The sequence below is a fragment of the Bordetella sp. genome (genome assembly GCF_051960075.1).
Taxonomy (GTDB): Bacteria; Pseudomonadota; Gammaproteobacteria; order Burkholderiales; family Burkholderiaceae_B; genus Bordetella.
In genome coordinates, this window is the sequence record NZ_JBQCER010000085.1 from 1 (window position 1) to 8306 (window position 8306).

The 8306-nt window shown below is 65.6% G+C and carries 8 protein-coding genes and 1 pseudogene; all 9 read left to right on the forward strand.

The window, feature by feature from the left end; genetic code table 11:
- Positions 1-187 precede the first annotated feature (187 nt).
- The gene (locus tag ACTHJ1_RS14325; protein ID WP_440193498.1) at positions 188-475 is read left to right on the forward strand and encodes a hypothetical protein; all 288 of its coding nucleotides are present in this window, start codon (positions 188-190) and stop codon (positions 473-475) included.
- Complete coding sequence (locus ACTHJ1_RS14330) at positions 472-1851, forward strand: pilus assembly protein TadG-related protein (protein ID WP_440193500.1); 1380 nt, start codon at positions 472-474, stop codon at positions 1849-1851. The genes ACTHJ1_RS14325 and ACTHJ1_RS14330 overlap by 4 nt, the downstream gene beginning before the upstream one ends.
- A complete protein-coding gene (locus ACTHJ1_RS14335) occupies positions 1848-2459 on the forward strand; it encodes a hypothetical protein (protein WP_440193502.1) in 612 nt (203 codons plus the stop codon). The genes ACTHJ1_RS14330 and ACTHJ1_RS14335 overlap by 4 nt, the downstream gene beginning before the upstream one ends.
- A 17-nt stretch (positions 2460-2476) precedes the next feature.
- The gene (locus ACTHJ1_RS14340; RefSeq protein ID WP_440193504.1) at positions 2477-3139 is read left to right on the forward strand and encodes a hypothetical protein; all 663 of its coding nucleotides are present in this window, start codon (positions 2477-2479) and stop codon (positions 3137-3139) included.
- Positions 3136-3996, forward strand: coding sequence for a Flp pilus assembly protein CpaB (gene cpaB, locus ACTHJ1_RS14345; protein WP_440193506.1), 861 nt, complete (start codon positions 3136-3138; stop codon positions 3994-3996). The genes ACTHJ1_RS14340 and cpaB overlap by 4 nt, the downstream gene beginning before the upstream one ends.
- Positions 3993-5426 (forward strand): type II and III secretion system protein family protein, encoded by a 1434-nt coding sequence (locus ACTHJ1_RS14350; RefSeq protein WP_440193508.1) that lies wholly within the window; start codon positions 3993-3995, stop codon positions 5424-5426. Before cpaB ends, ACTHJ1_RS14350 begins: the two co-directional genes overlap by 4 nt.
- Positions 5427-5428: 2 nt before the next feature.
- Positions 5429-7006: an ATPase, T2SS/T4P/T4SS family gene (locus ACTHJ1_RS14355; RefSeq protein ID WP_440193510.1), complete on the forward strand. Its 1578-nt coding sequence runs from the start codon at positions 5429-5431 to the stop codon at positions 7004-7006.
- Positions 7003-7848, forward strand: coding sequence for a type II secretion system F family protein (locus ACTHJ1_RS14360; RefSeq protein ID WP_440193512.1), 846 nt, complete (start codon positions 7003-7005; stop codon positions 7846-7848). Before ACTHJ1_RS14355 ends, ACTHJ1_RS14360 begins: the two co-directional genes overlap by 4 nt.
- A gap of 95 nt (positions 7849-7943) precedes the next feature.
- Positions 7944-8306, forward strand: a pseudogene (locus ACTHJ1_RS14365) (FAD-dependent oxidoreductase); the annotation flags it as partial.

The window sequence follows — 8306 nt, forward strand, 5'->3', positions numbered from 1 at the left end:
AATAACTCGCCACACGTTTTTAAAACCTCCTAATCACCCCACTCCAAGCCGCGCCCCCCGCACCAACCCGACGCGCGGGGCCGCCCAACCCTAAAACAACAAGTCAACCACCAAGGACACATTGATCCACCTCGGCATCCGCGCATAGCCGCCGCGTCTCCTCCTCCCCATACTGCTTGCCATGATCATGACGTTCATGGGAAGCATCATGCAGGCGAGCAGAAAGAAGCAGAGCGGGCAGGGCATGACCGAATACATTATCGTGGTGGCCCTCATCGCAGTGGCTGCCATCGCGGTCTATCAGTTGTTCGGGCAGGTCGTGCGTTCGCAGACGGCGGCTATGGCCAAGGAGTTGGCGGGCGAAGACGGGTCTTCGCAATCCCGGCAGGCCGGCATGGCGGCCAAGACGGCGGCCGAGCAGACCAAGTCGCGTTCGCTGCAATCGTTCACCGGTAACGCCAAGGCGGCCAAGTGACGTCCGCGCATTCCGCGTATCGTGCGCGGTCGGCGTGCGGCGGGCAGGCCCTGATCCCGGCCTTGCTGCTGCTGTCGCTGTGCGGCGTGGCCTGGGCTGCCTTGTACAACCTGGGCCAGGTGGCCGCCGCGCGCACTCGTCTGACGCATGCCGCCGATGCTGCGGCCTACAGCGCCGCGCTCGAGCAGACCCGCACGCTGAATCTGCTGGCCTACATCAACCGCGCGCAGATCGCGCATCAAGTCGCCATGGCGCATCTGGTCACGCTGGCGACCTGGGCGAAATTCTCGGATACCGAAGCGCAGCGGCATGGCATGGGCAATCCGCCCGCCTATCTGATCGGATCTTTGTTCGGCGTCAAGGCGCAGATGTCCTACATGGCGGGCCGGTCGACCGGCGGCGCGGCGGACGAGGCGGCGAGATCCTATCAAGCGCACGACGACCTGGTGCACGACACCTTGATGCATGCGGCGCGACAGGCCGTCGCGGCATTGCCCAGGCAGCGGGAAGAGATGGTCCGGGCGGTCTTGCGCGCGAACTATCCCGAACTGCAGGGGCAGCCGCAGGCGTTGCAATGGCGTGTGCTGACCGATGCTTGGCCCGGTTATGTGCGCAGCCGATCGGGCCATGCTTTGCGCCCGCTGGTCCAGTCGGCTGCGGGGCGCTACGACTTTCTGCAGCCGCGCAATTTCACTCGCACCAACAACTGGATCGTCCAAAAGGCGTGCCCCCAGAAGCGGCATGAATTGCGCCGCCGCGGCGAAACCCGCATGGACGACAGCGGCAACTGGTCTTCGTTCGATTCGTTGTCGTATCACTCGCTGCGCTGGAACAAATGGACCGGCTGCTACTACCGCGAATATCCCATGGGCTGGGGCCTGGCGGGAGACCGCCTGGGCGGCGATACGGTACAGCGCGCACCCGAAGATTTTTCTTCGGAGGATTTCTGGCGTTGGGTATCGGCCAATACGTCGTGGAATATCTTCTCGGGCTCTTCGAACCCCTTGGCGGACGTCTACGCCTGGATGGACAGCGTATCGCCGCAGGGGCGCGGGTTGCCGGACAGCCATGAAATCTCGTCTTCCGGCGAGGCGGCGCCGCTGCGCTTTGCCATTGCCGTTCGCCAGCAGGCCGAGAGTTTGCCGGTTTCCGGCGGCACGAGCCGCATCGCCTGGGCAGGTGCCTATGCGTGGCGGGCGTTCCAACGGGGCGAAGGGCTCGCGGTGAGCTCAGCGGCCGAAACCTATTTCGTGCGTCCTCAAGCGCGCGGCGACGGCAAAGACGAAATGCCGACCTTGTTCCGCCCGTACTGGCAGGCGCATAGAGTGGCGGCGAATGCCGGCGAGCAATCCATGGCGCATGGAGCGATGCGATGAAGCGTCAGCAAGGACAAGGTCTGATCGAATCTGTCTTCGCGTTGACGGCTGTATTGGCTTGCGCCTGCGCCATCGCCTGGACGGGTTCGGCGTGGCATCAGGCCATGCTGGCTGCACAGGCGAGCCGCACTGCCGCGTTTTCCGCGGCGCGTGGCGGCGCTCTGGCTGCGCGCCGCGATGAGGGGGATCTGAATCTGGTTCGAAGGCAAATCGGATCGGTACCTTCCGATGGCAAGCACGCGCAGTTGCAGCAGGATTGGCTGCGCGTCGATACGCGCCTGGTGACGGCGCAAGCCGAGCGCAAAATTCAAGCTCCTGCCGGCTGGATGCAGTCGTACGCGGGCGATGTGACGGTGCATCGGCATACCTCGGTAGCGCAGGCGGGCGGTCATGCCAATTCGGATAAGGACGGTCAGCAGCGCATTACGGAAAGCCGCACGGGCTGGCAGGCGGCGGGTGCACCGTCGCAGGCATTGGCCCGTCGCCTGAAGTCGAGCATCGCGGGTGTCGACGGGGCTTGGGGCGGGCGCAGGCCGGATGACGATTGGGTATCGGCGTGGCCTCAACTGGTGCCGGCCGAAAGGCTCACGAGCAAGGGATGGCGATGAAGCTCCGCCGATTTTTTATGCTTGCGTTATGGCTGATGCCCGTAGCGGCCAGCCACGCGGCTGCGCCCTGGATCTTGCCCAAGCACAGCACCATGACCGAAGTCGCTTCCGGTGCAAGGGTGTATGGCGCATCGGCCGACGTGCTGTCGTATCAAACCCCGTTGGATGCGCCGACGCTGATCGCCTTCATGGCCAAACAGTATCCCGGTTTGCGCGACATCGCGGTCTATCCGGGGACGGCCGTATTGTCGGACGCCAGCGGGCCGTGCTCGCGCGTGGTGACGGTATCGGGGCGAGCGGGGCGAGGCAGTAGCGGAACATTGTCCACCATATGCTGGGAACAGGCCATGAGCAAGCCGCAATTGCCTGATGCGTGGCTCCCCGCGGGCGCGGCACTTGTTTTCGAATTTGCCGAACCTGCCGGCCAGACCGGCGCCATGCAACAGATCTGGCAATATGCCGCGCCGCCCCGCGAGATCGCACGGCAGGTGCACGACAACCTGGCGCGTCAAGGATGGCGGCCTGTCCGCGCATACGATGAGGTCGACGCATCCTGGCAGACCTGGCAGCGCGGGCCGCAAACGCTGGTCGTAGACGTGTTGGGCAAAGGCGAAGGCAGTGTGCTGGCGGTGCTGCGTTTTACTTCCGAACCGCGCCTGGCAACGGGAGGCGCACCATGAAGCTGTCCCGATGGCTGCCCATGGCTCGCGCGATGGGTGCCTATGCTTTCGCTGGCGCGGCGGGCCTGGCCGCAGCTTGGGCCGTGCGCGAAACGATACAGCAGCGTACTCAGGCCATCGAGGCCCAGGCGCGCGTACCGACGGTGTCCAGGCTGGTCGCGGCCCGGGATCTGGCGGCGGGCGCGCCGCTGGATATGGCCAACCTGGCAGTGCGGGACGTGCCTCAAGATTGGGCTTCGTCCGATTCGCTGCCGCCCGAGGCGCTGGATCAGATCGAAGGCGGCAAGCTGACCGTGGCTGTCCGATCGGGCGAGCCCATTCTGCAGCATCAGGTCGAGCGCGACCGGCGCGAGTCCGTAGCGGGACTGCTCGCTGCCGGCCGGCGAGCCTTCAGTCTGCCCGCGCAAGAAATCCGCGATCTTCCTCAGCACGTGCGGGCAGGCGACCGCGTCGATTTATACGTTTCGTTCCCGCATGGCGGGCGCGATCTCACGGTTCCACTACTGCAAGGAGGCAAGGTCTTGTCCGTCGATGGAGATCCGGGGCAGCCCGCCCACATCACGCTGGAGGCCGCGGCGAGTGACGCGGTCAAGGTCATCGCGGCGCGGCAAGGCGGCGTGTTGACGGCTTTGCTGCGTCCGCAGGCCGATACCCAGATCGGAAGCGATGCATTGCCGCGCGACTTGCCGGGCCTGCTCGGCATGGCGCAGCCGGCATCGCGTCGGCGCGCCGTGGACATCATCTATGGCGACCGGATCGAAGGCGACGATGATGCTTTCGTTGCGAGTGCTGCGGCAGCCGGTGCTGTTGCGGCATCGGCCGCTCCGCCTCAAAACATCAAGCGAGGCAAGCCATGACGGTGTCCTTGCACCAGAGTCGCAGTAGAGCGATTCGTTCGAATCTGCTGCGGCGAGCGGCCCTGGTCGGACTGCTCTCGTTCTGCAACCCGGCCTATGGCATCGATTCCGCGCCGCAGACCCGGGAACTCGACCTTGAAGTGGGCGAGAGCCGGGTATTGCGCATTCCGGGCGTGCGCCGGGTCGCCGTGGGCAACGGCCAGGTGCTCAGCGCCATGGCCACAGACGAGCGCGAAGTCGTACTGTTCGCGCGGCAAGAGGGCATGACTTCCGTCCACGCATGGACCGGAGCGGCGGCACCCGCGGCTTATACCGTGCGGGTTTTGCCCGCGGGTCTGAGGCGCATGCGTTCCGAGGTGGACAAGCTGCTCGAGAGCATTCCTGCGGCGCGCAGCAGTCAGGTAGGCGGCAACTTGGTCATCGAGGGCAATGATCTGTCGGACGAAGACAGGACGCGCATCGCCGCGCTGGCGCAGCGCTATCCGGGCATCCTGGACTTTACGGGGCAGGTGGGCTGGGACCGCATGGTGCTGCTCGACGTACAGGTCGTCGAGCTGCCGCGTTCGCGCCTGACCGATTTCGGCGTGCGCTGGGACGGCGCCACGCAGGGCGGCTTGCAGGCGGGCATGATCTGGGACGGCGGCAATGCGGCGGGCCAACTGTCCGAACGTCCCGGCGTGGCGCCGCTGGCCGCAGCGTTGCCCGTTGCGCGCGCAGCGGGCTATTTCGGCGCCAATGCCTTGCTGTCTTCCAACCTGGCTGCCCTGGCCCAGCGTGGCGAGGCCGTCATGCTGGCCCAGCCGCAACTGTTGGCCCGCAGCGGCAGCACGGCTTCTTTCCTGGCGGGCGGCGAAGTGCCCTATAGCTCGTCAGACCGCAATGGCGTGCCGACTACCTTGTTCAAGCCCTATGGCGTGTCGCTGCACATCACCCCGCGCATCGATCGCAACGGCGCCATCCGCTCTCGCATCGAAGTGGAGGCCAGCTCGGTGGATGCCTCCATGAGCCTGCCCTCCGGTCCGGCCTTGCGCACTCGTCGCGCCGTTACCGAATTCAACGTGCGCTCGGGCCAGACCCTGGTGCTGGGCGGATTTCTTTCGCGCGAACAATCGACCGAGCGCGACGGCCTGCCGCTGCTTTCCGACATCCCTGTGCTGGGCAGTCTGTTCGGCGCGAGAAAGACCTTGAGGCGCGATACGGAACTGGCGATTTTCGTGACCCCCAGCATCGTCTCGAACGACTATGCGGGCTTTGCGCAGAGCGCAGCGCAAGGGCGTCATGTCCTGGAGCAGGCTTTCCCCGACCCTACGCAATTGCGACTGTTGCCGCCCACCGGCAGCGCGCCGGCCGGGGGATGGAGCGCGCCGCAGGGCGAGGGATCGCAGTGGCGATCCGGCAATGAATCCGCACTATCCGGCAAGGAGCCTTGATCATGCTCGAAATTACGCTGACCTTCGAAGACGGCACGCGCCAGGTGCACGCGGCCACGCCGCCGGTGTCCATAGGACGGGCGCCGCAATGCGCGGTGCGCATCGCCAATTGGCGGGTAGGCAGGCAGCATGCCCGGCTGCTGCGCCAGGGCGGCGGCATCGTGCTCGAAGACCTGGGCACGCTGAGCGGAACGCTGGTCAACGGCGAGCGCGTGGCGACGCATGGCCCGCTGCAGGCCCAGGATCGCGTGCTCATCGGGCCATGCCAGATACAGGTGCGCGACATGACAGGTGCGAGTCAGTCACGGGAAACCCATGCCGAGTCGGACGAGGCTGCGCCTGCCGCGCCGGTTCCCATAGCGAATCAGACGCTTGCTGCTCTGGCCTGGCTGCCGCACCGGCGTAGCCTGCATGCCGCCTTGCTGCAGGCGCTGGACCTGCGCCGCCGCGACGTGGCGGGCATGAGCGACCAAGCCTTGCGCGAAGAGGCCAGGCGCTTGCTGGATGAACTGGTCGACCGAGAGCCGGATCTACCCGAACATCTGGATCGGACATTGCTGTGCCGCATGGTCTTGGACGAAGCCGTGGGGCTCGGCCCGCTCGAAACGCTTCTGGCAGACCCAGGAATCACGGAAATCATGGTCAACCGCCACGACGAGGTCTATGTGGAGCGGTCGGGGCAGTTGTCGCGGCACGATACGGCATTCAGCAGCGAGCAGGCGGTGCGCGGCGTGATCGACCGCATCGTCGCGCCGCTGGGACGCCGTATCGACGAGAGTTCGCCGATGGTTGACGCGCGGCTGCCTGACGGCTCGCGCGTGAATGCGGTGATCCCGCCCATTGCCTTGCGCGGCGCCAGTCTCACCATACGCAAGTTTCCGGTGCGGCGGCTGCACATGCCCGATCTGGTCGGCATGGGCAGCCTGAGCGAGGCTATGGCCGAATTGCTGGCCCTGTGCGTGCGCCGTCGCAAGAGCATTATCGTGTCCGGCGGCACAGGGTCGGGTAAGACGACCTTGCTCAATATCTTGTCCAACGCCATTCCGGAAGGCGAACGCATCGTCACCATAGAAGACGCCGCCGAACTGAGGCTGGGGCATGCACATCTGGTCTCGCTGGAAGCGCGGCCGCCCAATCTCGAAGGCCGCGGACGCGTCGAGATCCGCGATCTGGTGCGCAATGCTCTGCGCATGCGGCCCGACCGCATCGTGGTGGGAGAATGCCGCGGCGCCGAGGCTTTCGACATGCTGACCGCCATGAACACCGGGCATGAGGGTTCGCTGACCACATTGCATGCCAACTCCCCGCGCGATGCACTGTCGCGGTTGGAAGCCATGACCTTGATGGCCGGGCTGGATCTGCCTCTGGCCGTGGTGCGCGAACATATCGCGTCCAGCGTGGACATCGTGGTGCAGCAGGCCAGGCTCGCGCAAGGCCAGCGAGTCGTGACGGACATCGTCGAAGTCACGGGCATGGAGAGCGGTCGCATACAGTTGCAGGATCTGTTTCGCTACGAACCCCCACGCGGGTTCGTCGACTCAGGCATGCGCCCCGTCTTCATGGAAGGAGCGCTGCCTTGATCTGGCTGGCCTTCGCGCTGACAGGCGTGAGCGTGGCCGTCCTGGCCTGGAGCGCCCAGTCATGGGTCGGTCCGGCCCTGCAGCGCTACCGCCAGGTCTACACCCAGGAGACCGGCGTCAAGTTGAGCGAGCTGTTTCTGTTCATCGACCCGGCGCAGTTGTGGTTGGCTGCCCTGTTTTGCGCCGCGCTGGGCGGCTTGCTGGCGTGGGCGCTGTCGGGAAGTTGGCTGGTGGGCGCGCTGGCGGGGCTGGCGGCGACGCGCGCGCCCGGCAGGCTGGTCGAGACCTTGCGCCGCCGCAGGCTGTTGCAGTTCGAGCGTCAACTTCCCGCGGCGCTCATGTCGCTGGCCGGAGGTCTGTCGGCCGGAGCCAGTCTGGCGGTGGCCTTGAAGCATATCGTCGAACAGAGCGAGGCGCCCTTGTCGCAGGAGTTCGGCCTGATGCTGCGCGAACAGCGCCTGGGCGTGACTTTCTCGGCGGCATTGGAGCATCTGCATGAACGTGTGCCATCCGAAGCCACGGTCCTGGTGACGGCGGCGCTGCGCGTGGCGGCGCAAACCGGCGGCAATCTGGCCGAGGCTTTGGAGCGCATCGCCGACACCCTGCGCTCGCGCCTGCTGCTGCAAGGCAAGATCCGCGCCTTGACGGCGCAAGGACGCATGCAGGCCTGGATCGTAGGCGCGTTGCCGGTGCTGCTGGCCGTGGTCCTGAACCGGCTGGAGCCGCAGGCCATGGCGGTGCTGTGGAGCACGCCCATGGGCTGGACGGTGCTGGGTGTGGTGCTGCTTCTGGAAACAACCGGTGTGCTGATGATCCGCCGCATTGTCGATATCGATATCTAGGCGTGCGATGAATAGCCTGGCTATGGTTTTATCCGGATTGTGCGCGGCGGGCCTGGTTTTTCTGCTGCTTGCGCCCTTGCGCGGCGCCGCCGCGGCGGCACCCGCGGCAACTGCCATGCTGGGTCACGCACACGAACGAACGCACGCACGACATCATTCGCGGCGGGCTGGACCGGTCACCGATGTATACAGGCGTTATCGAAGGAGTGGGGCCGCGCTATTGCCCATCGATCGAGGACAAGATTCACCGGTTCGCTTCGAAAACGTCGCATCAGATCTTTCTCGAACCAGAAGGGCTGACAACGAACGAGTTCTATCCGAACGGGATTTCGACGAGCTTACCGTTCGATGTGCAGCTCGAGCTGGTGCGTTCGATGCGTGGTCTCGAACACGCGCACATCCTGCGGCCGGGTTATGCGATCGAGTACGACTATTTCGATCCGCGCGGGTTGAAGGCG

Bases quoted from the DNA above. Each gene is read 5' to 3' on its own strand.
- ACTHJ1_RS14325 (WP_440193498.1), top strand. From the start codon at position 188: ATGACGTTCATGGGAAGCATCATGCAGGCGAGCAGAAAGAAGCAGAGC.
- ACTHJ1_RS14335 (WP_440193502.1), top strand. From the start codon at position 1,848: ATGAAGCGTCAGCAAGGACAAGGTCTGATCGAATCTGTCTTCGCGTTG.
- ACTHJ1_RS14340 (WP_440193504.1), top strand. From the start codon at position 2,477: ATGCTTGCGTTATGGCTGATGCCCGTAGCGGCCAGCCACGCGGCTGCG.
- cpaB (WP_440193506.1), top strand. From the start codon at position 3,136: ATGAAGCTGTCCCGATGGCTGCCCATGGCTCGCGCGATGGGTGCCTAT.
- ACTHJ1_RS14350 (WP_440193508.1), top strand. From the start codon at position 3,993: ATGACGGTGTCCTTGCACCAGAGTCGCAGTAGAGCGATTCGTTCGAAT.
- ACTHJ1_RS14355 (WP_440193510.1), top strand. From the start codon at position 5,429: ATGCTCGAAATTACGCTGACCTTCGAAGACGGCACGCGCCAGGTGCAC.